Origin of the sequence: Mycobacterium sp. M23085 (assembly GCF_045343915.1) — a bacterium.
Classification (GTDB): domain Bacteria; phylum Actinomycetota; class Actinomycetes; order Mycobacteriales; family Mycobacteriaceae; genus Mycobacterium.
Window position 1 is genome coordinate 1,769,952 of sequence record NZ_CP174280.1, and the last position, 21,946, is coordinate 1,791,897.

The 21,946-nt window shown below is 67.5% G+C and carries 21 protein-coding genes; 11 read left to right on the forward strand and 10 right to left on the reverse strand.

Annotation, left to right across the window (positions count from 1 at the left end; genetic code table 11):
* Positions 1 to 5 precede the first annotated feature (5 nt).
* The 7 genes from nuoH to nuoN all read left to right on the forward strand — a co-directional run bounded on the left by nuoH (position 6) and on the right by nuoN (position 8,057).
* Complete coding sequence (gene nuoH / locus ACIUM1_RS07950; RefSeq protein ID WP_406817587.1) at positions 6 to 1,268, forward strand: NADH-quinone oxidoreductase subunit NuoH; 1,263 nt, start codon at positions 6 to 8, stop codon at positions 1,266 to 1,268.
* A 43-nt stretch (positions 1,269 to 1,311) separates the two neighbouring features.
* Positions 1,312 to 1,806, forward strand: coding sequence for an NADH-quinone oxidoreductase subunit NuoI (nuoI, locus tag ACIUM1_RS07955; protein ID WP_406817588.1), 495 nt, complete (start codon positions 1,312 to 1,314; stop codon positions 1,804 to 1,806).
* Between the two features lie 26 nt (positions 1,807 to 1,832).
* Complete coding sequence (locus tag ACIUM1_RS07960) at positions 1,833 to 2,621, forward strand: NADH-quinone oxidoreductase subunit J (RefSeq protein ID WP_406817589.1); 789 nt, start codon at positions 1,833 to 1,835, stop codon at positions 2,619 to 2,621.
* Entirely contained in the window at positions 2,618 to 2,917 is a 300-nt protein-coding gene (gene nuoK / locus ACIUM1_RS07965) for an NADH-quinone oxidoreductase subunit NuoK (RefSeq protein ID WP_406816656.1), read from the forward strand. The genes ACIUM1_RS07960 and nuoK overlap by 4 nt, the downstream gene beginning before the upstream one ends.
* Before the next feature lie 10 nt (positions 2,918 to 2,927).
* A complete protein-coding gene (gene nuoL, locus ACIUM1_RS07970) occupies positions 2,928 to 4,814 on the forward strand; it encodes an NADH-quinone oxidoreductase subunit L (RefSeq protein WP_406816657.1) in 1,887 nt (628 codons plus the stop codon).
* A 73-nt stretch (positions 4,815 to 4,887) separates the two neighbouring features.
* A complete protein-coding gene (locus ACIUM1_RS07975; RefSeq protein ID WP_406816658.1) occupies positions 4,888 to 6,471 on the forward strand; it encodes an NADH-quinone oxidoreductase subunit M in 1,584 nt (527 codons plus the stop codon).
* Complete coding sequence (gene nuoN, locus ACIUM1_RS07980) at positions 6,468 to 8,057, forward strand: NADH-quinone oxidoreductase subunit NuoN (RefSeq protein WP_406816659.1); 1,590 nt, start codon at positions 6,468 to 6,470, stop codon at positions 8,055 to 8,057. Before ACIUM1_RS07975 ends, nuoN begins: the two co-directional genes overlap by 4 nt.
* A 21-nt stretch (positions 8,058 to 8,078) precedes the next feature.
* Here the strand turns inward: nuoN and ACIUM1_RS07985 are convergent, their stop codons facing one another.
* From ACIUM1_RS07985 to ACIUM1_RS08005, 5 genes are read right to left on the reverse strand one after another with little or no spacing between them, the layout of a single operon-like run.
* Entirely contained in the window at positions 8,079 to 8,543 is a 465-nt protein-coding gene (locus ACIUM1_RS07985; RefSeq protein WP_406816660.1) for a hypothetical protein, read from the reverse strand.
* Positions 8,536 to 9,795 carry a DUF58 domain-containing protein gene (locus ACIUM1_RS07990; protein ID WP_406816661.1) on the reverse strand — a complete coding sequence of 420 codons (1,260 nt, stop codon included), beginning with the start codon at positions 9,793 to 9,795 and terminating at the stop codon, positions 8,536 to 8,538. The genes ACIUM1_RS07985 and ACIUM1_RS07990 overlap by 8 nt, the downstream gene beginning before the upstream one ends.
* 6 nt (positions 9,796 to 9,801) lie before the next feature.
* Positions 9,802 to 10,785: an AAA family ATPase gene (locus tag ACIUM1_RS07995; protein WP_406816662.1), complete on the reverse strand. Its 984-nt coding sequence runs from the start codon at positions 10,783 to 10,785 to the stop codon at positions 9,802 to 9,804.
* A 19-nt stretch (positions 10,786 to 10,804) separates the two neighbouring features.
* Complete coding sequence (locus ACIUM1_RS08000) at positions 10,805 to 11,287, reverse strand: hypothetical protein (RefSeq protein ID WP_406816663.1); 483 nt, start codon at positions 11,285 to 11,287, stop codon at positions 10,805 to 10,807.
* Positions 11,284 to 12,228, reverse strand: a complete 945-nt coding sequence (locus tag ACIUM1_RS08005; protein WP_406816664.1) for a DUF4129 domain-containing protein — start codon at positions 12,226 to 12,228, stop codon at positions 11,284 to 11,286. The genes ACIUM1_RS08000 and ACIUM1_RS08005 overlap by 4 nt, the downstream gene beginning before the upstream one ends.
* Before the next feature lie 65 nt (positions 12,229 to 12,293).
* On the opposite strand from ACIUM1_RS08005, the gene ACIUM1_RS08010 reads away from it, so the two are divergent.
* Entirely contained in the window at positions 12,294 to 12,962 is a 669-nt protein-coding gene (locus ACIUM1_RS08010) for a class I SAM-dependent methyltransferase (protein WP_406816665.1), read from the forward strand.
* Here ACIUM1_RS08010 and ACIUM1_RS08015 read toward each other — a convergent pair.
* Both ACIUM1_RS08015 and ACIUM1_RS08020 read right to left on the reverse strand, forming a co-directional pair.
* The gene (locus ACIUM1_RS08015; RefSeq protein ID WP_406816666.1) at positions 12,959 to 13,828 is read right to left on the reverse strand and encodes an SDR family NAD(P)-dependent oxidoreductase; all 870 of its coding nucleotides are present in this window, start codon (positions 13,826 to 13,828) and stop codon (positions 12,959 to 12,961) included. The two genes, ACIUM1_RS08010 and ACIUM1_RS08015, sit on opposite strands and share 4 nt — an antisense overlap.
* Positions 13,825 to 14,433, reverse strand: a complete 609-nt coding sequence (locus ACIUM1_RS08020; protein WP_406816667.1) for a TetR/AcrR family transcriptional regulator — start codon at positions 14,431 to 14,433, stop codon at positions 13,825 to 13,827. The genes ACIUM1_RS08015 and ACIUM1_RS08020 overlap by 4 nt, the downstream gene beginning before the upstream one ends.
* A 46-nt stretch (positions 14,434 to 14,479) precedes the next feature.
* Here ACIUM1_RS08020 and ACIUM1_RS08025 point away from each other — a divergent pair, with 46 nt between their 5' ends.
* Positions 14,480 to 15,616: a phosphotransferase family protein gene (locus ACIUM1_RS08025; RefSeq protein ID WP_406816668.1), complete on the forward strand. Its 1,137-nt coding sequence runs from the start codon at positions 14,480 to 14,482 to the stop codon at positions 15,614 to 15,616.
* A complete protein-coding gene (locus ACIUM1_RS08030) occupies positions 15,616 to 16,731 on the forward strand; it encodes a hypothetical protein (protein WP_406816669.1) in 1,116 nt (371 codons plus the stop codon). Before ACIUM1_RS08025 ends, ACIUM1_RS08030 begins: the two co-directional genes overlap by 1 nt.
* 1 nt (position 16,732) lies before the next feature.
* Here the strand turns inward: ACIUM1_RS08030 and ACIUM1_RS08035 are convergent, their stop codons facing one another.
* Both ACIUM1_RS08035 and ACIUM1_RS08040 read right to left on the reverse strand, forming a co-directional pair.
* The gene (locus ACIUM1_RS08035) at positions 16,733 to 18,100 is read right to left on the reverse strand and encodes an LLM class flavin-dependent oxidoreductase (protein WP_406816670.1); all 1,368 of its coding nucleotides are present in this window, start codon (positions 18,098 to 18,100) and stop codon (positions 16,733 to 16,735) included.
* Positions 18,097 to 19,335: an MFS transporter gene (locus tag ACIUM1_RS08040; protein WP_406817590.1), complete on the reverse strand. Its 1,239-nt coding sequence runs from the start codon at positions 19,333 to 19,335 to the stop codon at positions 18,097 to 18,099. The genes ACIUM1_RS08035 and ACIUM1_RS08040 overlap by 4 nt, the downstream gene beginning before the upstream one ends.
* A 210-nt stretch (positions 19,336 to 19,545) precedes the next feature.
* Between ACIUM1_RS08040 and ACIUM1_RS08045 the strand changes: the two genes are divergently transcribed.
* A complete protein-coding gene (locus ACIUM1_RS08045; protein WP_406816671.1) occupies positions 19,546 to 20,892 on the forward strand; it encodes a flavin monoamine oxidase family protein in 1,347 nt (448 codons plus the stop codon).
* Here ACIUM1_RS08045 and ACIUM1_RS08050 read toward each other — a convergent pair.
* Positions 20,887 to 21,852, reverse strand: a complete 966-nt coding sequence (locus ACIUM1_RS08050; RefSeq protein WP_406816672.1) for an alpha/beta fold hydrolase — start codon at positions 21,850 to 21,852, stop codon at positions 20,887 to 20,889. The genes ACIUM1_RS08045 and ACIUM1_RS08050 overlap by 6 nt on opposite strands.
* Positions 21,853 to 21,946 lie beyond the last annotated feature (94 nt).

Consider the following 21,946-nt stretch of genomic DNA (forward strand, 5'->3'; position numbering starts at 1 on the left):
CCGGCTTGACCGCATTCGGGCACGACACCTGGTGGCTGGTGCTCGGCAAGGCCCTGGCGATCTTCGTGTTCCTGATGCTGAACGTGCTCGTGGCCATCCTGCTGGAACGCAAGATTCTCGGCTGGATGCAGCTGCGGCCCGGCCCCAACCGAGCGGGGCCGTGGGGTGTGCTGCAGAGCCTGGCCGACGGAATCAAGTTGGCGCTCAAGGAAACCATCACCCCGGGTGGTGTCGACAAGTTCGTCTACTTCGCCGCGCCGGTGATCTCCACGATCCCGGCATTCACCGCCTTCGCGTTCATCCCGTTCGGTCCGGTGGTGTCGGTGTTCGGCCACCGCACACCGCTACAGCTGACCGACCTGCCGGTGGCGGTGCTGTTCATCCTGGGGCTGTCGGCGATCGGCGTGTACGGAATCGTGCTGGGCGGTTGGGCTTCCGGGTCCACCTACCCCTTGCTGGGCGGGGTGCGCTCCACCGCCCAGGTCATCTCCTACGAGGTGGCCATGGGACTGTCGTTCGCGGCGGTCTTCCTCTACGCGGGCACCATGTCGACGTCGCAGATCGTCGCGGCGCAGGACCGGGTCTGGTACGTGTTCCTGCTGCTGCCGTCGTTCCTGATCTATCTGATCTCGATGGTCGGCGAAACCAACCGCGCGCCTTTCGATTTGCCGGAGGCCGAGGGCGAGCTGGTCGCGGGCTTCCACACGGAGTACTCGTCGCTGAAGTTCGCGATGTTCATGCTGGCCGAGTACGTCAACATGATGACGGTCTCGTCGCTGGCCACCGTCCTGTTCTTCGGCGGCTGGCACGCGCCGTGGCCGCTGAACATGTGGGCCGGCGCCAACACCGGCTGGTGGCCGGTGCTCTGGTTCACCGCGAAGATGTGGACCTTCCTGTTCATCTACTTCTGGCTGCGGGCCTCGCTGCCCCGGCTGCGCTACGACCAGTTCATGGGGCTGGGCTGGAAACTGCTGATCCCGGCCTCGCTGGTCTGGGTGCTGATCGCCGCGGTGATTCGCACGCTGCAGAATCAGGGCTACCAGCACTGGACCCCCATTCTGGTCATCAGCAGCGTGGTGTTCGCCACGGTGCTCGTGCTGTTGCTACGAAAGCCGTTCAGCGCGCCGGGCATTCGCGCGCTGGAGAAACAGCTGCGCCGCGAGGCGAAGAAGCTGCCCGCCGGATCGGGCTCCACACCGGCATTCCCGACACCGCCGCTGCCAGCGAAAGCCCTGACGGCCGCGAGCAAGGAGACAGCACGTGGCTAAATTCTTGGACGCCGTGGCCGGATTCGGCGTGACGCTCGGATCGATGTTCAAACGCAATGTCACCGAGGAGTATCCGGAAAAGCCGGGGCCAGTCGCACCGCGTTACCACGGCCGGCACCAGCTCAACCGCTACCCCGACGGCCTGGAGAAATGCATCGGGTGCGAGTTGTGCGCCTGGGCGTGCCCGGCCGACGCCATCTATGTCGAGGGTGCGGACAACACCGAGGAACTCCGGTATTCGCCCGGCGAACGCTACGGCCGCGTCTACCAGATCAACTATCTGCGGTGCATCGGGTGCGGGTTGTGCATCGAGGCGTGCCCCACCCGCGCGCTGACGATGACCAATGACTACGAGATGGCCGACGACAATCGCGCCGACCTGATCTACGAGAAGGACCGGCTGCTGGCGCCCCTGCTGCCAGACATGCTCGCGCCGCCGCACCCCAGGACCGAAGGCGCCACCGACAAGGATTACTACCAGGGCAATGTGACGGCGCACGGGTTGCGCCAGACCCAGCAGGCTGGAGACTCCCGGTGACCGGATTGACCGGGCACGCCGTCACCGTGGCGTCAAGTTTTGCCCAGGACACCATCGTCCGCACCTCGACCGGCGAAGCGGTCGCCTTCTGGGTGCTGGGCGTTTTGGCCGTGATCGGCGCGATCGGGGTGGTCACCGCCGTCAACGCCGTCTACTCGGCGATGTTCCTGGCGATGACCATGATCATCCTGGCCATTTTCTACATGATCCAGGACGCGCTGTTTTTGGGTGTGGTTCAGGTCGTGGTCTACACCGGCGCGGTGATGATGTTGTTCCTGTTCGTGCTGATGCTGATCGGTGTGGACTCCGCGGAATCGCTCAAGGAGACGCTGCGCGGTCAGCGCATCGCCGGGGCGGTGGCCGGTATCGGCTTCGGCATTCTGCTCATCGCCGCCATCGGCAACGTGGCCACCGGCGGCTTCGCCGGGCTGACCACCGCCAACGCCAACGGCAACGTGGAAGGGCTGGCGGCACTGATCTTTTCGCGGTACCTGTGGGCGTTCGAGCTGACCAGTGCGCTGCTGATCACCGCGGCCGTCGGGGCGATGGTGCTGGCGCACCGTGAGCGCTTCGAGCGCCGCAAGACGCAGCGCGAACTCTCCCAGGAACGTTTCCGGCCGGGCGGGCACCCCACCCCGATGCCCAACCCCGGCGTGTACGCGCGCCACAACGCCGTCGACGTTGCCGCCTTGCTGCCCGACGGCTCATACTCGAAGCTTTCGGTGTCGCCGATCCTGCAGAGCCGCGGCGCCGACGGCAAGAAGACCCCGTCCCCCGAGCCGAGCCCGAGTCTCTCCCAAGGCGGTACGTCGTGAATCCGGCTAATTACCTGTATGTTTCGGCGTTGCTGTTCACCATCGGGGCCTGCGGTGTGTTGTTGCGCCGCAACGCCATCGTGATGTTCATGTGCGTCGAGTTGATGCTGAACGCGGTCAACCTCGCGTTCGTCACGTTCGCGCGGATGCACGGCCACCTGGACGGGCAGATGATCGCGTTCTTCACGATGGTGGTCGCCGCCTGCGAGGTGGTCATCGGCCTGGCCATCATCATGACCATCTTCCGTACCCGCAAATCGGCGTCCGTCGACGACGCGAACCTACTCAAAGGCTGAAGACGCCAACATGACTCAATACACTCCGCTGCTGGTGGCGCTGCCATTGGCGGGCGCCGCAATCCTGCTGTTCGGCGGGCGGCGCACCGACCGGTGGGGGCATTGGCTGGGCTGCGCCACCGCGCTCGCGGCATTCGTGGTGGGCCTGGGCCTGCTCAACGAGCTGCTCGGCCGCGCGGCCGACAACCGAGTCATCCACCAGAAGGTTTTCAGCTGGATCCCGGTCGGCCAGCTCCAGGTCGACTTCGGCCTGCAAATCGATCAGCTGTCGGTGTGTTTCGTGCTGCTGATCTCCGGCGTCGGGTCACTGATCCACATCTATTCGGTCGCCTACATGGCCGAAGACCCCGATCGCCGACGGTTTTTCGGCTACCTCAACCTGTTTTTGGCGTCGATGCTGTTGCTGGTTGTCGCCGACAACTACGTGGTGCTCTACGTCGGCTGGGAAGGCGTCGGCCTGGCGTCCTACCTGCTGATCGGGTTCTGGTACCACAAGCCGACGGCGGCCACCGCGGCCAAGAAGGCGTTCGTGATGAACCGGGTCGGCGATGCCGGGCTGGCGCTGGGAATGTTCTTGATGTTCAGCACCTTTGGCACCCTGTCGTACGCCGGGGTGTTCGCCGGCGCGCCCGCGGCCGGTCACGGTGCGCTGACCGCCATGGGATTGCTGTTGCTGCTGGGCGCCTGCGCCAAGTCCGCGCAAGTCCCGTTGCAGGCCTGGCTGGGTGATGCCATGGAGGGCCCTACCCCGGTGTCGGCGCTGATCCATGCCGCCACCATGGTGACCGCCGGGGTGTATCTGATCGTGCGGTCCAACCCGCTGTACAACCTGTCCCCCGATGCACGGCTGGCCGTGGTCATCGTGGGTGCGGTCACGCTGCTGCTCGGAGCGTTCATCGGCTGCGTCAAGGACGACATCAAGCGGGCGCTGGCCGCATCGACGATGAGCCAGATCGGCTACATGGTGCTGGCGGCCGGCCTCGGCCCGGCCGGCTACGCCTTCGCGATCATGCACCTGCTCACCCACGGCTTCTTCAAGGCCGGGTTGTTCCTCGGTTCCGGCGCGGTGATCCACGCGATGCATGAAGAACAGGACATGCGCCGCTATGGCGGTCTGCGGGCGGCGCTGCCCATCACGTTCGTCACCTTCGGCCTCGGCTACCTCGCGATCATCGGCGTGCCGCCGTTTGCGGGCTACTTCTCCAAGGACGCCATCATCGAGGCGGCGCTGGCCGCCGGTGGCATTCGGGGTTACCTGCTGGGTGGCGCCGCCCTGCTGGGCGCCGGCGTCACCGCGTTCTACATGACGCGGGTGATGATGATGACCTTCTTCGGCAAAAAGCGCTGGGGGCCGGGCGCCCACCCACACGAGGCGCCGGCCCTGATGACCTGGCCGATGATCTTGCTCGCCGTCGGCTCGGTATTCTCCGGTGGCCTGCTGGCGGTGGGTGGCACCCTGCAGCGCTGGCTCGAGCCGGTCGTCGGGAAGCACGAGGAAGTCACCCATGCGTATCCGGTCTGGGTCAGCTCCGCGCTGGCGCTGGGTGTCGTGGTGATCGGCATCGCGGTGGCCTACCGGTTGTACGCGAAGACCCCGATCCCCCGGGTGGCTCCGCTCTCCGTGTCGGCGTTGACGACGGCGGTACGCAACGACTTCTACGCCGACGCTTTCAACGAAGAGGTCTTCATGCGCCCCGGTGCGCAGCTGACTCACGCCCTCGTTGAGGTCGACAATGCGGGTGTAGACGGGTCGGTCAACGCGCTGGCGGCACTGGTGAGTTCGACGTCGAATCGGTTGCGGGGGCTGCAAACCGGCTTCGCCCGCAACTACGCATTGTCGATGCTGACGGGCGCGGTGCTCGTGGTCGCGCTGATCCTGGCGATGCGGCTGTGGTGATGTGCGCCGGCGACGATGCAGTGGGGCCACGGTCCGCTTGCGGGCGACGAAGCGATGATAAGGAGCGGCGCTGGTGAATAGCGTTCCATGGCTGAGCGTGCTGTGGCTGGTGCCGCTGGCCGGCGCCGTGTTGATCATCCTGCTGCCGCCCGGATTGCGGCAGCTCGCCAAGTGGACCGGTCTGGCGTTCGGCGTGCTGACCCTGGCGGTGGCCGTCGTCGTCACCGTCGGGTTCAAAACCGGTGGCGCGCCTTACCAATTCGTCGAACGCCACCAGTGGATCCCGGCGTTCGGCGCGGGCTACACCCTGGGCGTCGACGGCATCGCGGTGGTGCTGGTGCTGCTGACGGCGGTGCTGATCCCGGTGCTGCAGATCGCCGGCTGGAACGACGGGGGTGAGCGCAGTCGCGGCGTCCAGGCCTATATCGCACTGACGCTGGCCATCGAGTCGATGGTGCTGATCTCGGTCGTCGCCCTGGACGTGTTGCTGTTCTACGTCTTCTTCGAGGCCATGCTCATCCCGATGTACTTCTTGATCGGGGGTTTCGGCGGCGGGCCGGGCAGGTCGCGCGCGGCGGTGAAGTTCTTGTTGTACAACCTGTTCGGCGGGCTGATCATGCTGGCGGCGGTGATCGGGCTGTATGTGGTGACGTCGCAGCACGGGTCGGGCACCTTCGACTTCCGCGAAATCGTGGCCGGCGTCTCCTCGGGCCGGTACGGTGCGGACTCCGCGGTGTTCAAGGCGTTGTTCCTCGGCTTCATGTTCGCGTTCGCGATCAAGGCCCCGCTATGGCCGTTCCACCGCTGGCTGCCCGACGCCGCGGTGGAGGCCACCCCGGCGACCGCGGTGCTGATGATGGCGGTGATGGACAAGGTCGGCACCTTCGGCATGCTGCGCTACTGCCTGCAGCTGTTCCCCGGCGCCTCAACGTATTTCCGCCCGCTGATTGTCGTGCTGGCGGTCATCGGGGTGATCTACGGCGCCATCGTCGCCATCGGCCAGACCGACATCATGCGGCTGATCGCCTACACCTCGATCTCGCACTTCGGGTTCATCATTCTGGGCATCTTCGTGATGACCAGCCAGGGACAGAGCGGCTCGACGCTGTACATGCTCAACCACGGCCTGTCCACGGCCGCGGTCTTCCTGATCGCCGGATTCCTGATCGCGCGGCACGGCAGTCGATCGATCGCCGACTACGGCGGTGTGCAAAAGGTGGCCCCGATACTGGCCGGCACCTTCCTGGTCTCGGCCATGGCCACCCTCTCGTTGCCGGGCCTGGCACCGTTCGTCAGTGAATTCCTGGTGCTGCTGGGCACTTTCAACCGGTACTGGTTGGCCGCCGGATTCGGGGTCACCGCGCTGGTGCTGTCGGCCGTCTACATGCTGTGGCTGTACCAGCGCGTGATGACCGGACCGGTCGCCAGCGGCAACGAAAAGATCGGCGATCTGCGCGCCCGCGAACTGGTCGTCGTCGCACCGTTGATCGCGTTGCTGCTGGTCCTCGGCATCTACCCCAAGCCCGTGCTCGACATCATCAATCCCGCCGTCGAGAACACCATGACCACCATCGGCCAGCACGATCCCAAGCCGACCGTCCCGGTGGGAACACCCAGACCGGCCGACCTCCACCGGACCGCCGAAGGACCGCGATGACCCTTCCTACCCCGAGCATCCAGTACTTCCTGCTCTGCCCGACGCTCATCGTCTTCGGCGTCGCAGTGGTGGGTGTCCTCGCAGAGGCGTTCCTGCCCAGACGAATTCGCTATACCGCACAGGTGACACTCTCACTCGGCGGCTTGATCGCGGCGTTCATCGCGGTCATCGCCGTGAGCCGCTCGATCCCAAGCTCGGGGCGCGCGGCGGTTCTGGGTGCCATGGCCATTGACCGCCCGACGCTGTATCTGCAGGGCACCGTGCTGCTGGTCGCGGTGATGGCGGTCATCTTCATCGCCGAGCGCAGGCAGGCCAAGGCGGACAGCAGGGTGTCGGTGGGTGTCGGCACGGCCGGCTCGGGCGGCCTGGACTCCTTCACACCACAGGCATCGGCGGTGCCCGACAGCGACGCCGAGCGCCAGGCCGACCGGGCCGGCGCCGCCCAAACCGAGCTGTTCCCATTGGCGCTGCTGTCCGTCGGCGGCATGATGGTCTTCCCCGCGTCCAACGACCTGTTGACCATGTTCGTCGCGCTGGAAGTGTTGTCCCTGCCGCTGTACCTGATGTGCGGCTTGGCCCGTCATCGGCGCTTGCTCTCGCAGGAAGCGGCGATGAAGTACTTTCTGCTGGGCGCGTTCTCGTCGGCATTCTTTCTCTACGGCGTCGCGCTGCTCTACGGCGCGACCGGCACGCTGCTGCTGACCGGCATCCGTGATGTGCTGGCCGCGCGCGGCGACTCCTCGTTGGCGCTGGTCGGCGTCGCCCTGCTGTCGGTCGGCCTGCTGTTCAAGGCCGGCGCCGTTCCGTTCCACTCGTGGATTCCCGACGTGTACCAGGGCGCGCCCACCCCCATCACCGGGTTCATGGCGGCGGCCACCAAGGTCGCGGCTTTCGGTGCGCTGCTTCGGGTTATCTACGTGGCGCTGCCACCGCTGCACGACCAGTGGCGCCCGGTGTTGTGGACCATCTCCATCCTGACCATGGCGGTCGGCACCATCACCGCGGTGAACCAGACCGACGTCAAACGCATGCTGGCCTACTCGTCGGTCGCCCACGTCGGATTCATCCTCACCGGCGTCATCGCCGACAACCACACCGGCTTGTCCGCCACGTTGTTCTATCTGCTGGCCTACAGCTTCAGCACCGTCGGCGCGTTCGCCATCGTCGGCCTGATCCGCGACGCCGACGGAGTCGAGGACGCCACGCTCTCGCATTGGGCGGGGCTGGGGCAACGTTCCCCCATTGTGGGCGTGATGTTTTCGATGTTCTTGTTGGCGTTCGCCGGTATCCCATTGACCAGTGGATTCGTCAGCAAGCTCGCCGTTTTCAAGGCCGCCGCCCAGGGCGGCGCCGCGCCTCTGGTGATCGTCGGTGTGGTTGCCAGCGGGGTGGCCGCCTACTTCTACGTGCGGGTGATCGTGTCCATGTTCTTCACCGAAGCGACCGAAGACACGCCGCATGTGTTGGCGCCGGGCATCTTGAGCAAGGCCGCCATCGCGGTATGCGCCGCGGTGACGGTCGTGTTGGGTATCTTCCCGCAGCCGCTGCTGGATCTGGCCGACCAGGCCGCCCAGCTGCTGCACTGACGCAGCGTCCGGCGTCACCGGTCAGCTCATGAACGGCCGGACGGCCAACAGGTAGATCACCAATGCGCCCAGCGGCGCGACCAACGGCAACCACGGTAACTGCCAGGGAAACGACGTCGCAACCAAGCCGGCGAACGTAAACCCGACGGCGCCAACCGCGGTGGGCCAGCTGTCCAGTACCACCCGGGCGGACGCGCCGACCGCGTGGCGGCATACCAGGTAGGCGGCGGCGCACAAACCGGACAGTGCGACGAAGATCAGCGGCGGGTCGGTCAACATGACGGTGACGGCCGCCAGCAGCACGGCAACCGTTGCGGCGCGCCGAAATACGATGCCGATCGCGACCGCGATCAACGCGGCCACCCAGACAAGCACCGCGGAACCGTGCCAGCCGTCGGCGGCCAGCCCCACCATGAGCAGGCCGAAACCCGTCGCGAACGCGGGCGCCGCCAGCTGCGCCAGCGTCCCCGGGCCGGCGCTATCCACGAAGCCGCCCCCGCACCCGCCGCCGGCGGTCGGGCAGCACACCCATGGCCTGTTCCAGACCGCTGTCGCCCGGCCACGACACGATGTCCACGCCGATGGTGGCCATGTCGCGATACATCGCGGAGCGTTGCAGCGCCCACATCCGATCCACCAGCGGGTCCTGTTCGTCTGCGAACGGCGAAGTGTCGAGGATGTCGACGGCCAGCACGACATGGCCACGCTTGCGCAGATCGATCAGGGCCAAGGCGAATTCGGTGTCGAGCAGGGTGGAGAACGCAATGACGATCGCCCCGGCGGGAACCGCCGCGCGCGGCGCCAACGTGCCCGTGGTGTGTTCGAACCGGTCACCGGCGTTCAGGACGGTGTCCAGCACCCGATAGAACTGGCGCTGCCCGATATCGGCACCCAGCCAGCGCGGCTGGTTGCCCCCCAGAGCGACGATGCCGGCCCGATCACCGTGGCGCAACGCGGTTTGCACCACTTGCGCCGCCCCGCGCACGACTCGTTCGGTGGCCTCGGTCGCCGGACCCGCGGGCTGCCGGTACCCGTCGACCAGGACCACCACGTCGGCGGCGCGGTCGGTCAATCGCTGTGTCACATGCAGTTGGCCGCGGCGCGCGCTCACCGGCCAATTCACCGCGCGCAGTTGATCCCCCGGCACGTATAGGCGAATGTCGGCGTACTCCACACCAGGACCGATATGGCGGGTCAGGTGGGCGCCCAACCGGTCGAGCAGCTCGGTCTGCGGGATGGGCGTCAGCTGTGGCGGCGTCAAGGGAAACACGATGACTTCGGCGGCCCCGACGGTGGCGGTTCCGGTGAGCAGCCCACCGCGGGCCACGACGTCGATGTGAGCCGCGATGGAATATCGGCCCCAGCGCCGCGCGGTGACCATGACGGTTATCTCCCGGGCCGCATCGGCTTCGGTGATTTCGAGCTCCATGCCGGCGATGTCCGGAACCGTGACCTGGACCGCCGATGTGCCGCCTTCTTCGGTGACCCACACCCTGATGCGTGCCTGCTCGTTCTCAAAGCAACGCTGGGCGTCGGGCTCGCCATGCACCTGAATCGTCGGGACAGGCCGCTGCCAGCTGATCGAGCACAGCACCCCGAGCAGCGGCGCCGCGAAGGCGATCAGCTGCCACCGGGCACCGATCACGGCGGCGGCCATCGCAAACCCCGCGCAGGTCGCGATTGCCCGCGTCAATTCGGCTGCGCGCCATCGGACCTCGACTTCAACGCTAGATGTCACGCGGACTCATGTCGGTGTCTTGTCTTGAGTCCCGGTGCCGGTTCGCGGCACCGGCAGGCGATGCAGCAACTCGCCGATCACGTCGGCGCCCTGGACCTTTCGTACCCACATTTCGGGACGCAGGGTGATTCGGTGTGCGACCGCCGCGATGGCGAGCGCCTTGACATCCTCGGGAATGACGTAGTCGCGCCCGAGCAGTAGCGCGCGGGCGCGGGCGAGCTGCACCAGATCGAGTTCGGCGCGCGGGCTGGCGCCCACCGCGACCTGCGGATGGTGGCGCGTCGCGTTGGCCAGCGACACCACATAGTGCAGGACGTCTTCGTGCACGCTCACCTGCTCGACCGATTCACGCATGGCGAGCAGGTCGTGCGCATCCACCACCTGGTTCACCGTCGGTTCGGCCGAGCCGCGTTCGAGGCGGCGGCGCAGCATCGACGTCTCGTCCCGCTCGCTGAGATACCGCAGTTCCAGCCGGATCGCGAACCGGTCGAGTTGCGCCTCGGGCAGCGGATAAGTGCCCTCATACTCGATCGGATTGTCGGTGGCCAGCACAATGAACGGCTTTGGCAACTGGTGTGTTTCGCCGTCGATGCTGACTTGGCCTTCGGCCATCGCCTCCAGCAGCGCGGCCTGGGTTTTGGGTGGAGTGCGGTTGATTTCGTCGGCCAGCAGCAAGTTGGTGAAGATGGGGCCGGGCCGGAACGCGAAGCGGCCGGACTGCATGTCGTAGATCGTCGAGCCGAGCAGGTCCGCCGGCAACAGGTCGGGGGTGAACTGCACCCGGGTGAATTGCAGCCCCAGAGCGGCGGCAAAGGATCTCGCGATCAGCGTCTTGCCCAGGCCGGGCAGGTCTTCGATGAGGATGTGGCCACGTGCGAGGACGGTGGTGAGGATGAGCCGCAGCGCGGCGCGCTTTCCCACCACCACGCGTTCTATTTCGTCGAGAATCGCCTCGCAGTGCGCGGTCGTGGTTGCGGCCGGCAGCGTCATGTTCGGATCGCGCCTCCTGTCATACCTGCTCCAGCTTTAGCAGAATCTCTTCCAGGGCCGCACGGCCTGGACCGGGTGCGCGGTCACCGCTGCGCGTGACGTTGTTGGGATTGACCCATTCCCACAGTTCAGCACCGAAGAGCATGCGCCCCATCGCGTGGTAGGCCGCGCGATCTTTGGATTGCCTTTGGCCAGTGGTCATCTCGTAACGGCGCGCGAGCATCGGGCGCAGATGCCGGTCCCAGTCGAGCCGGGTGGACTCCGCCCACCGGATCGTCGTCTCGGTGGTGGAAAGCCAGCGGCGCAACGAATCCCCGAGATCGTCGGCGTCGGGTTCCGCGTCGGTGCCGACGCCGCGCCCCAGGGCTCGACGGAGGCTGAGCAGCACCACAGCCAACCCGGCGCCTGACGCCGCCAATACCAACCGTCGATCATGCTGCGTCAGCGCCAGCACTTCGATGCCGATGATGAGGCAAACACCCAGGACCGTAATCTTTTTCATGCGGCGCTCCGCGAGCCGAGCTCGTCGAGGACCACCCGCAGGGCGCTGACCGCCACGTCGCGGTGGCCCTCGTTCATCACGTGGGGGCTGAACCGTGCCTCGGCGAAGAGGTTTACCAATTGGACGGCGTTGTCGACGTGCAGGGCGTGGTGTTCCACCGCGCGGGCCAGCACCTCGGTCGGGGTGTCGAATTCCTGCGGAACGGCGCCGGGCACCTGTGCGAGTTCACGTTCCATCGCGGCGTAGCAGGCGATGATCGCCTCTCGCGGTTCGCGACTGAGGTCCGTCATCTCGGCCAGCCCCCGTTCGGCCGCTCGCGCCAGTGACTCCGAACGCGGCTCGGGTGCCCGGGATTCCGCCGGCTCGTCGGTGATTCCGGGAGCCGCCGGACGCCAGCGCCGCCGGGCCGACGCGACCGTCCCGACGACGAACATCACCAACATAGCGACAGTGCAGGCGAGCAGCATCCCCAGCATGTTCTGCGACGCGCCGCGAGGACGGTGCGGATGCTGCGGCGGCGGCGACTGTGTGGGCGGGCTCGCCGACGGCGCCGCCCCGCTATCGGGCGGTGACGGGCCGGGAGCGATTCCGTGGGCGAAGAACCGGCCCAGCAACATCACGATCAGCAGCCAGCCCACGATCACGCCGAGCCCGATCAACATCACCCGCCAGCTCGGTCGCCCCTTGCCGGTGCCCAGCATGTCGGACAGGCCACCGGCACTCGGCGCGGGCGCGCGGGGGTCTCGCAACCGCGCGACCACGGCGACCGCGACCACTGCGAGCGTCACGGCGAGGACCGCGACCACGAACGCCAGCGCCGCCCCGCCGCCGGACTCGCTGCGTGTCGCATCGAGCCGAGCGGGCAGGTAGCCGCGCAGGGCGGCAGCCACCACGAGCAGCAGAACGATCAGGGCCACGACTCGCCCTGTCGGCTTGTCCATACCAGGCATTGGCACACCACTCGATTGGTTGCCTGCCGCCGTTGCGGCACTGACTTTTCCCATGCTTGCACGTCAGGCGGCCCCAGGGCCAGTTGTTCCATGCCGTGGAGGGGTGGGACACTCAGCGGGTGCCGCCCTATCGCGACGTCGGCGCGTTCAACGACCGCGCGACCGGTTATGACGGCGGCTGGCGTGGCCGGCTGCATCACGCGATCTGCGACCGCACCGCCGATCTGGCCGTGCGGACGGCGCCGTCCGCTGACGCGATCCTCGATGTGGGTTGCGGCACCGGCTATCTGCTGCACGTGCTGGCCGACCGCTATCCGAACGCCACGCGGCTTGCCGGGATCGACGCCGCACCCCAGATGGTCGACGTCGCGCGATCGATCGCACGCGACGGCCGGTTGGCTTTCACCCACGGGGTCGCGGAAGAGCTCGACTACCCCGACCACGCCTTCGATCTGATCGTCAGCACCACGTCGTTCGACCACTGGTCCGACCAGCAGGCGGGCCTGGCCGAGTGTGCTCGAGTGCTGCGGCCCGGCGGTCAGCTGGTGCTCGTCGACCAGTTCTCGCTGTGGCTCATGCCAACCTTGGCGGCCAGCCGCAAGGGCAAGGCCCGTACCAGGCGCCGCGCCGATCGGCTGCTGCGGCGAGCGGGATTCCAGTCGCCGCGGTGGCACCGGGTGCACGCCGTGATCATCAACGCGGTGACGGCGACCGCGCCGGTCTAACCAACCGCGAAGGGCTGAAAGCTGCCATCGAGAACCTGCAGGTGACCGATGGTGCGCCCGGTGACCTGGGCGGGATCGACCAGCGCCAATTCGACTGCCGCGCGCGCAAATTCGTCCTCCGAGGCGGTGTCGTCGAAGTTGCGGGCATAGTACGAGAGCCCGGGCGTGAGAATCGGTTTCGACGGCGACAACGCGTTGACCGCGACGTTGTGGTCGGTGAGATCGTAGGCCGCGCACCGGGTCAGGTGCTCGAGCGCGGCCTTGGATCCGCCATAGCCGGGCAGCACGCCGCCGCTGCGATCGGGGTACGGGCCGTCGCCCGGCAGTCGCGAGGCGATCGAGGTGATATTGATGATCGACCCGCCACCCGCCTCGATCATGTCGGGGCACACCATCTGCATCAGCTCGTACGCCGCGAACACCGCGATCTCGAAATGCCGGCGGTAGGCGTGCAGGGGCGTGCTGGCGAACCCCGGCCAGCCGGGTTTGGCGGCGGCACCCGCCTTGGCGGCACCATCATGCGGCTGCGCGCCGGGCGCCGGTGGCCGCCCCGGCGCGGTGAAGGCCGCGTTGTTGACCAGAATTCCTATCGGGCCCAACGCCTCTCGCGCCGACTCCACCAGTCGGGTGATCTGATCGCGGTCGGTCAGGTCGGCCCGCACCGGCACGGCACGCCCGCCGGCCGCCTCGATCTCGGCGGCCGTCTCGCCGATGGTCCCCGGCAATCGCTCGTCCCATACTTCTTCGGTACGCCCGGCAACCGCCACCGCGGCGCCCTCGGCCGCCATCGCCAGCGCGATCGCCCGGCCCAGGCCGCGGCTGGCGCCGGTGACGATCGCGGCCCGGCCGGCCAGCCGCCCCGTCATCGCCGCACCCCGTGCACGACGATGGCCGTGGTTTGCTCCACCCACGCATCGTCGAGCTCTTCTTCCGGACGCAGCAGCATCCGCAGCATCGTCGCTCCCCCGATCAGCTCGATCAATCGGTCCGGATCCACATCCGGGTGGGCTTCGCCCCGGTCAACCGCCTCGCGCAGCCGCACCCGCACCGCGGTGAACAGGTCCACGAATCGCGACATCACCCGCGCATTGAGCGCGGGGTCGGCCGTCATGTCGGCGACCAGACCGGGCAGCGCGGCGCGCACCACCGGGGTGGTGAACACGTCGCGGGTGGCCTCGATCATCATCCGCATGTCGGCGGCGATATCGCCGGCCGGCGACTCCAGCGCGGTCGGAGCCGTCGGGAAGGCGGCCTCGTGCACCAGTTCGGCCTTGCTCGACCACCGCCGGTACAGCGCGGATTTGGTGGTGCCGGCGCGCTCGGCAACGGCGGCCAAACTGATGTTGGAATAGCCTGTTTGGACAAGCAGATCCGCGGTCGCCGACAGGATCGCCGAGTCGATACGCGGATCGCGCGGGCGGCCGGCGCCGGCGCCGGCGCCCTTGTCAAGGTCGGACGGGTCTGCTTTCATAACGCTACCTACCGTATCGTAATTGCCTCAACGAAGGAGGCACCTTATGGCAACAGAACCCGCGCTCGACAATGTCGACCGGCTACAGCGCTCCAGCCGTGACGTGACGACGTTGCCGACGGTGATGGCGCGCTGGCTTTCCACCGTACTGCCGGACGCCGCAAATCCCGAGGTGACCGTGGAAAGCGGCGTGGACTCGACGGGCATGTCGTCGGAGACGATCATCCTGACCACCCGCTGGCAGCAGGACGGGCAGCCGACCGAGCAGAAGCTGGTGGCCCGGGTCGCTCCCAGCGCCGAGGATGTGCAGGTATTTCCGACCTACCGCCTCGACCACCAATTCGACGTCATCCGGAAAGTCGGCGAGCTGACCGACGTGCCCGTGCCGCGGGTGCGCTGGCTGGAGAACACCGGCGACGTCCTCGGCACACCGTTCTTCGTGATGGACTACGTCGCCGGTGAGGTGCCGCCCGACGTCATGCCGTACACGTTCGGCGGCAACTGGTTCGCCGACGCGCCCCCCGCGCGGCAACGCGAACTGCAGGACGCCACCGTCGGCGTACTGGCTACGCTGCACTCGATTCCCGACGCGCAGAGCACATTTGGCTTTCTCACCGAGGGACAGGCCGGAGACACCGCGCTGCGCAAGCATTTCAACTGGGTGTGGTCCTGGTATGAATTCGCGGTACCCGACATCGGCCGATCACCGCTGCTGGAACGGACGTTCGACTGGCTGGAGGCCAATTGGCCGGCCGAGGCGGCCGCCGCCGAGCCGGTCCTGCTGTGGGGTGATGCCCGGGTGGGTAACGTGCTGTACGACGACTTCCGTCCGGTGGCGGTGCTGGACTGGGAGATGGTGACGTTGGGGCCGCGTGAGCTCGACGTGGCGTGGATGATATTCGCGCACATGGTATTTCAGGAGCTCGCCGGGCTGGCAACCCTGCCCGGACTGCCCGCGGTGATGCGTGAGGAGGACGTGCGCGCCACCTACGCGCGGCTGGCCGGCGTCGAAGTCGGCGACCTGCACTGGTTTTACGTGTACTCGGGTGTGATGTGGGCGTGCGTGTTCATGCGCACCGGCGCGCGACGGGTGCACTTCGGCGAGACCGAAAAGCCCGACGATGTCGAATCGTTGTTCTACCACGCCGGATTGATGCGACGCTTAATCGGAGAGGACCAGTAATGCTCGGACCGCTCGACGAGTTCCCGGTACATCAGATCCCCCAGCCGATCGCCTGGCCGGGCTCCTCGGACCGCAACTTCTATGACCGCTCCTACTTCAACGCCCATGACCGCACCGGAAACATCTTCGTGATCAGCGGCATCGGGTATTACCCCAACCTCGGGGTCAAGGATGCGTTCCTGCTCATCAGGCGCGGGGACACCCAGACCGCCGTGCACGTTTCGGACGCCATCGACCAGGACCGGCTCAACCAGCATGTCAACGGTTACCGCGTCGAGGTCATCGAGCCGCTGCACAAGCTGCGGATCGTGCTCGACGAAACCGAAGGCATCGCAGCCGATCTCACCTGGGAGGGGCTCTTCGACGTCGTCCAGGAACAGCCGCACATGCTGCGTTCGGGTAACCGGGTGACGCTGGACGCGCAGCGGTTCGCCCAGCTGGGCAGCTGGAGCGGGCGCATCGTCGTCGACGGCGAGGAGATCGCCGTCGACCCCGCGACCTGGATCGGCAGCCGGGACCGATCCTGGGGTATCCGCCCGATCGGCGAGGCCGAGCCCGCGGGGCGGCCCGCGGACCCGCCCTTCGAGGGCATGTGGTGGCTGTATGTACCCATGGCGTTCGACGAATTCGCGATCGTGCTGATCATCCAGGAGGAGCCCAACGGGTTCCGCTCGCTCAACGACTGCACCCGGATCTGGCGCGACGGCCGCGTGGAGCAACTGGGCTGGCCGCGGGTCAAGATCCACTACCGCTCGGGCACCCGGATTCCGACCGGCGCGACCATCGACGCCACCACCCCCGACGGCACCCCGGTGCACTTCGACGTCGAGTCCAAGCTGCCGGTGCCCATTCACGTCGGCGGCGGCTACGGCGGCGACTCCGACTGGATTCACGGCATGTGGAAGGGCGAGAAGTTCGCCGAGCGCCTGACTTACGACATGACCGACCCGGCCATCATCGCCCGAGCGGGCTTCGGCGTGATCGACCATGTCGGCCGCGCGGTGTGCCGCGACGGCGACGGCGAGCCGCGAGAGGGGTGGGGCCTGTATGAGCACGGCGCGCTGGGCCGGCACGACCCGTCCGGATTCGCCGATTGGCTGACGGTCGCGCCGTAATTCAGCGGCGGTACTTCGCGCCGGGATGGTCGGCCGGCAGTAGCGGGCCGTTGTGACCCAGCCGCTCGCGCAGCGTTGCGCGTGGCACCCGCTCCGGTACCCGCCCCCGCCGACGCAACTCGGGGATAACGAACTTCGCGAAGTCGACGAAGGTGCCCGGGGTCGTCACGTAGGCCAGGTTGAACCCGTCGACGTCGGCCTCCTCGACCCACCGCTCGAGTTCGTCGGCCACCTCGGTCGGTGAACCCACCAGCACCGCGCCCCGGCCGCCGATGCCGATTTCGTCGGCCAGTTCCCGCACCGTCCAGGCCCGCTCGGGCGCGGCCGTGGTGAACGAGGCCAGCGCCGAACGGTTGGCATCGGTTTGGACGTATCTCAGCGGGTCGTCGGGGCCGAGTTCGGCCAGGTCGACCCCGGTCCAACCGCCGAACAATGCCAGCGCGCCGGCGGGGCTGACGAACCGCCGGTATTCACGCAGTTTGGCGACGGCCCCGTGGTGGGTGGCGGCGACCACCGGGGTCACCATGGCGAACACCTTGACGGACCGTGGGTCCCGGCCCAGCTCGGCGGCGGCCGTCCGCAAGGCCCGCACCGGGCCGCGCACGATCTGCGGCGTCGGCCCCGAAACGAAGACCGCCTCGGCGTGGGCGGCCGCGAACCGGACGCCCCGCGGCGACGCCCCGGCCTGGAACAACACCGGGGTGCGCTGCGGCGACGGCTCGCACAGGAACGGGCCGGGCACCGAGAAATATCGGCCCGTGTGCTCGATGTCGTGCACCTTGGCCGGGTCGGTGAACACGCCGCGCGCCGCGTCGCGCAGCACGGCGTCGGCCTCCCACGAGCCTTCCCACAGCTTGTAACACACCTCGAGGTACTCGTCGGCGATCTCATAACGCTGGTCGTGCGGAATCTGGGCATCAAACCCCAAATTCCTTGCGGCACTGTCTAAATACGAGGTCACGATGTTCCACGCCACCCGGCCGCCGGTGAGATGGTCCAGCGTCGAGAGCCGGCGAGCCAGCGCGTACGGCTGCTCGTAGGTCAGCGACAACGTGATTCCGAAGCCCAGACCCTCGGTCACCGCCGCCATCGCCGAGACGGCCGCGGTCGGATCGTTGACCGGGAACTGGGCGGCATCGGCGACCGCCGCGTCGCGCGACGCCCCGTACACGTCGTAAACCCCGAGCACATCGGCGAGGAACAGCGCGTCGAACCCGCCGGTCTCCAGGATGCGGGCCAACTCGGTCCAGTAACCCAGCTCCCGATAGCGGTACCCCTGATCGTCAGGGTGACGCCACAGGCCCGCGGATTGATGCCCGACACAAGCCATGTCGAAGGCGTTCAGAAAGATTCTGCGCGGCACGCTCATCCGAGGTCATCCCCCCGCGTGTCGCGCGCCGCCCGCGCGGCGGTGACCGTGAGCGCCGCCAGCACCGCGAAGTACACCACGATAAACCAGGGCCGGCCGCCGCCGGCCACCAGCAGCGACGCGGCGATCAGCGGCGCAAACCCGCCCGAGAGCACCGCGCCGACCTGATAGCCCAACGACGCGCCGCTGTAGCGCACCCGGGTTTCGAATAGTTCGGCGAACCAGGCCGCCTGTGGTCCATACATGGCGTCGTGAACGACGTTGATGCCGAACACGATTGACAGCACTACCCACATCGCCGATCCACTGCCGGCGGCAACGAAGAACAACACCAGGGCCACGACTCCGGAAAGCGCCCCGAACAGATATGGTGGCCGCCGTCCAATCCGATCCGACAGCAGCGCCCAGCCGGGTGTGCTCAGAAATCCGAGGGCCGATGAGACCAGCACCGCGATCAGGCCCACCGAGTTGCCCTTGCCGAATGAATCTTGCAGATAGGTAAGCGAATACGTCGTCAACAGCACGAAAAGCCCGATCTGCGACAGTCGTAACCCGGTGGCGATGGCGACGTTGCGCGAATCGGTGCGCAGCACGTCCACTATCGGCAACCGGGCAAGCTCGTCGCGCGCCTTGACCAGGTTGAAGATTTCGGCATCGGTCAGCTTGAGCCGGACGAACAGACCTATGCCGACCAGAAAAATGCTGAGCAGGAACGGGATTCGCCAGCCGTATGCGAGGAATGCGGCCGGCCCGCTGGCCCTGCGGGCGAGGAAGAACACCGAAGTCGCCAGCAGCATGCCGGCCGGTGAGCCCAGCTGAGTGAAGCTGCCGAACAGTCCGCGACGATCGGGCGGAGCGTGCTCCACCGAGAGCACGGCGGCACCACCCCATTCGGCACCCACGGCCAGTCCCTGCAGCACGCGCAGCGACGCCAGCAGGACCGGCGCCAGCAGCCCGGCCTCGGCATAGGTCGGCAACGCTCCGATCGCGGTGGTGACCAGACCCATCACCAACAACGCGCCCACCAGAACGGTTTTGCGGCCCAACCGGTCGCCAAAGTGCCCCGACAGCACCGCACCGAGGGGGCGGGCCCCGAATCCGGCGGCGTAGGTGGCAAACGAGGCCAGCGTCCCCGCGGTCGGTGAGATGTTGGGGAAGAAAAGCGGTTTGAAGACCAGCGCCGACGCGGTCGCGTACAGGTAGAAGTCGTACCACTCGATGGTGGTGCCGATCATGCTGCCCAGAGCCACCGTTGGCAGGTCGGGCTTGGTCTCGACGACGGGCGCCGAACTGGCAGGACTTGCGGGAAGCACGTGGTCGCAGCGTAATTACCAGGGCCAGATCGGCATATGTTTGCCATCGCGATGATGCGAACGTCCGCCGTTCGCCCGGTTAGCTTGCAGAAATCGCCGTGAAAACCGCCGAAATGCGGTTCACTAGACCGCGTGTCAAAACCCCCACGGATTGTCGACGTTGTGGTGGTCGGTGGGGGCTTTGCGGGACTCGCCGCGGCGCGCGTGCTGCACCAACAAGGCCATGACGTGGTGGTTTTCGAGGGTCGTGACCGAGTCGGCGGCCGGTCGCTGACCGGCAGCGTCGCCGGGTTGCCGGCCGATCTGGGCGGCACTTTCGTGGGGCCCACCCAGGACGCCGTCTTGGCGATGGCGGCCGAACTCGACGTGGCGACCACGCCGACACACCATGACGGCAAGAACCTCATCCATTGGCGTGGGTGGACGCACGCGTATCACGGCACCATCCCCAAGCTTTCGTTGACCGGGCTGCTGGACATCGGCCGGTTGCGTTGGCAGTTCGACAGGATCGCCCGCAGCATTCCGCTGGCCGCGCCGTGGGATGCCCGCCGGGCCCGCGAACTCGACAGCCTGTCGCTCGGCGGCTGGTTGCGTTCGGTGCGCGCCACCGCCTCCTCGCACGACCTGCTGGCGATCGTGGCCCGGGTGACCTGGGGATGCGAGCCCGACGACGTGTCGATGCTGCACGCCGCCCGCTACGCGCACGCGGCCGGCGGCCTGGACCGGTTGCTCGACGTCCAGGACGGCGCCCAACAGGACCGCTTCCCCGGTGGCACGCAACAGATCGCCGAGGCGGCGGCCGCCGAACTGGGCGCCCGGGTGGTGCTCAACGCCCCGGTGCGCCGAATCGAGCGGCACGGCGCGGGCGTCACCGTCACGACCGATCGCGGCGAGACCGAGGCCGGATTCGTCATCGTCGCCATTCCGCCGGCCCACCGCGCCTCGATCGAGTTCACTCCCCCGCTGCCCGCCGAATACGAGCAACTCGCCCGGCATTGGCCGCAGGGTCGCCTCAGCAAGGCCTACGCGGCCTATTCGACGCCGTTCTGGCGGACCAACGGGTTTTCCGGGCAGGCGCTGTCCGACGAGGGCCCGGTATTCATCACCTTCGACGTCAGTCCGCACCCGGACGGCCCCGGCATCCTGATGGGATTCGTCGACGCCCGCGTCTTTGACTCGCTACCCGGCGATCAGCGCCGCCGCGACGCATTGCGCTGCTTTGCAACGCTTTTCGGCGATGAAGCGCTCAAACCGCTGGACTATGTCGATCATTGTTGGGGGGTGGAGGAATTCGCGCCCGGCGGCCCGACCGCCGCCGTGCCGCCGGGCTCGTGGACACGGTTCGGGCCGTGGTTGCGCGAACCGGTCGGGCCGATTCACTGGGCCGGTAGCGAAACCGCCGACGAATGGACCGGGTTCCTCGACGGGGCGATCCGCTCCGGGCAGCGCGCGGCCGCCGAGATCACCGCCCTGCTATGAGCTGATGCGGCGGGTGGCCGCGTTGTGCACCGCCATTTCGGCGAGCGCGCGCAACTGGCGGTTCACCTCGCGCGGGTGTTCCAGCATCGAGCAGTGACCGCCGGGCAGCTCGACCAGTTCGATCAGGTGGGGCACGGTGCGTGCGATCCTGCGGGACTGGCTGATCGGCGTCAGCCGGTCGCGTTCGCTGCCGATGACCAGTGTCGGCACGGTCAGGCCGTCCAGGCTGAGATGCCGCGATCCCAGCGACGTGACCAGCGCCCGCGCGCACCCGGCCCGCCCCGCCGGCGACGTCTCCTCGAAGAGCTGGTAAACCAGCCTGGCGATGCTCGGGTCGGCGTCTCGTCCGCATGCCAGCATCGCCACCATATAGCGGCTCGGGATGCGGGCGGCACGCGGGACTGCGAACCCACTGAACGCGTTGATCAGGGCGCGCCCGGCAAGAACCCGGGCCGGCGACAACCCGTACGGCGCCGGCAGCAGTTGCACCTTCCGGATCAGATCACCGGTGGTGGTGTTGATCAGCGCCACGGCGTCGGCGCGCCGCGCAACCTTGTGGCGGTAGCGCTGCGACCACGCGGTGATGGTGATGCCGCCCATCGAGTGACCCGCCACCACGGCCCGTTCGTGCGGCGCCAGCGTCGCATCCAGTACCGAGTCCAGGTCGGAAGCAAGGTGTTTGAGGCCGTAGGCCTTGGGACGCGGCACGCCACTTCGCCCGTGGCCGCGATGATCGAAGGCGATCACCCGGTAGTCGTTGGACAGGTCGGCGATCTGATACGCCCACGCCCGGATCGCGCAGGTGATGCCGTGCGCCAGGACGATGGGATAACCGTCGGGCGGCCCGAACACCTGCGCGTGCAGCCGGGTGCCGTCGGCCGCCCGGACCGACACCGTCTCGCTCGGCGGGAGCTGGTCGGGGAACGGGTCAACTGGGCGAGCCGATCGTCGAGCACTCATACCGCTCCCCCCTCCAACGCGGCCCCATTGCCACAGCTAAGGATGAGACGATTTTATCCCCAAGTTCGGCTCACTTTTCCGAAATTCGGCAAAC